The 1,830-nt window shown below is 46.2% G+C and carries 3 protein-coding genes and 1 pseudogene; 3 read left to right on the forward strand and 1 reads right to left on the reverse strand.

The annotated features are described in order from the left end of the window. The first annotated feature begins 210 nt into the window (after nt 1-210). The 3 genes and pseudogenes from ACJMM9_RS11300 (at nt 211) to ACJMM9_RS11310 (ending at nt 1,146) form a co-directional block, all read left to right on the forward strand. A pseudogene (locus tag ACJMM9_RS11300) lies at nt 211-633 on the forward strand (sigma-70 family RNA polymerase sigma factor). After that, nucleotides 626-823: a helix-turn-helix domain-containing protein gene (locus ACJMM9_RS11305; protein ID WP_001909500.1), complete on the forward strand. Its 198-nt coding sequence runs from the start codon at nt 626-628 to the stop codon at nt 821-823. The pseudogene ACJMM9_RS11300 and the gene ACJMM9_RS11305 overlap by 8 nt, the downstream one beginning before the upstream one ends. A 131-nt stretch (nt 824-954) precedes the next feature. Then, complete coding sequence (locus ACJMM9_RS11310) at nt 955-1,146, forward strand: hypothetical protein (protein WP_000841357.1); 192 nt, start codon at nt 955-957, stop codon at nt 1,144-1,146. A 465-nt stretch (nt 1,147-1,611) separates the two neighbouring features. On the opposite strand, the gene ACJMM9_RS11315 is transcribed toward ACJMM9_RS11310, so the two are convergent. Next, nucleotides 1,612-1,830 (reverse strand): hypothetical protein (locus ACJMM9_RS11315; RefSeq protein WP_405326902.1); only part of this gene is annotated, 219 nt, incomplete at its 5' end.

The raw sequence follows: 1,830 nt of genomic DNA on the forward strand, positions 1-1,830 counted from the left end.
AGTAAGGCTTAAGAAGGTAAAACGTGATAGCTTAAAATAAATTCAAGTTTGTCGGGTAAATAGCAAACCCAGCCGAGCCAGTCAACGATAAAATGAACGCCGCTTCGCGCCGTCGTTGACAGCCCCGCCCGTCTTTGCTGGTAGGCAATCAAGGGGCGACAGCAAGGAGTACTGCCGCCCCGCACTATTATTCAGAGAGGGGGAATTTCCATGACCGAAGATGAAGCCTACAAGGTGCATATCCAGTACACATTCAATGCCTTTTGCAAGGTAGTCATTCGTCACGCAGCCATAGATAAAATCTTGAAGCTGCGCCGGAGGTGGGAACGGGAAGTTTCCCTTGATTATCTGATGAGTGAAAAGTTTGTCCAGCTTGCCGAGCCGGAGTAGCTTGAAGAATATCTTTTTACCGCCTGCGGCCAGACCGCCGTTCTGTATCATGCGGAGCTTGCCGCCGCCCTTGCCCTTTTGCCGGAGCAGACGCAGGAAGAAATTTTTCGTTACTATTTCCTGCGCCAGCCGCAGCGAGTGATCGGCGTACATATTGGCCGGACACGCAGCACAGCGGGGCGGCATATCCGGCTTGCCTTGCAGCGGTTAAGGCGGCTCATGGAGGGAAATGACTATGAGTAAACTTCTCCCCTATGAAACAATCGTCAAAGCCCATGAGGGCGACCCGGACGCAATCGACACCATTCTTTCCCACTATGCCGGATATATCCGCTACTGTTCCAAAGTACACGGGAAAGTCAACGCCGAAGTTGAGGAACATATAAAGCAACAGCTCATTGCCGCCCTGTTCAAATTTCGCTTTGACCGATAAACAAAGAACAAACACTGGCTGTCATTAGCGGTTTCACTCCAGCCAGTTTACAATTCATCTATTCCTAAAGGAAGCAGGTCATAGTATAATAGAACCAACGACAAATATACTTTTAGGGGAGATATAGCAATATGAAAAGTAATAAATACTTAACTATTGGCTTATTAACAGGATTTATTGTCGGTGGTTGCATAGGTGTGTTGGCATGGGCGTTTTTGCAAAATCTTTTTGCTATTTCTATTTGTGCAGGTATCGGAATGTTGATTGGAATTGTTATAGGTACATTGATTGATTATGAAAAAAATAATCATCAAGAGAAATAGAAAAAATGCACAATGCCTTAAAGGGAAAACAGGAATTTATTGTGCTATCCATCATCGGGCCAACCTGACCTGAACTTTCAAAACTGAATATCCACCGCCCATCGGCGGCCAGCGAAAGCAGTAAGTCTGAAAAAGATTTGCTGCTTTTTTCTTTATCCGTTTGGCAAAATCGCAAAGTCATCCGTAGTAGGTAGGTGAAGCCGGAAACAAAAAATTTTCTGCGGCGGTAGCCAAATCTGCATTTTCTGTATTTCTAAGGCAAAGGAAAATTTGAGAAAATTCCCGGCAAGCGGGTAGCTGGCGGCCTTTGAAATGTATCTTTAGCGGAAAGAAAGAACTGCGGGTAAAAATCGCCCCACGCCGTAAGATTTTTGCAGAAATCCGGCCAAAACAGGCGGCAGCTATACGAGTAGTAAGTGCAAGGGGAAATCTACGGCTTACTTAGAGCAAGGGGAAATCTACGGCTTACTTAGAGCAAGTATCGACCAGTGTACCAAATTTCGCTTTTCGCTCATTTGTCCCCCGGTCAGATACTTGTTGGGGTTGCCACCCCAAACCCGCCTTTTGCGGCTTGCGCCGCTGAAAAAACTTGCCCCAATACTTGTGTTTTAGATAAAAATTGTCCGTTGCAGTTTGAAAGGAGTTGAGCCACCATGCCACACAAAACCTACAACACCCCCAAGC

It is taken from the genome of Fibrobacter sp. (assembly GCF_045112255.1).
Classification (GTDB): Bacteria; Fibrobacterota; Fibrobacteria; order Fibrobacterales; family Fibrobacteraceae; genus Fibrobacter.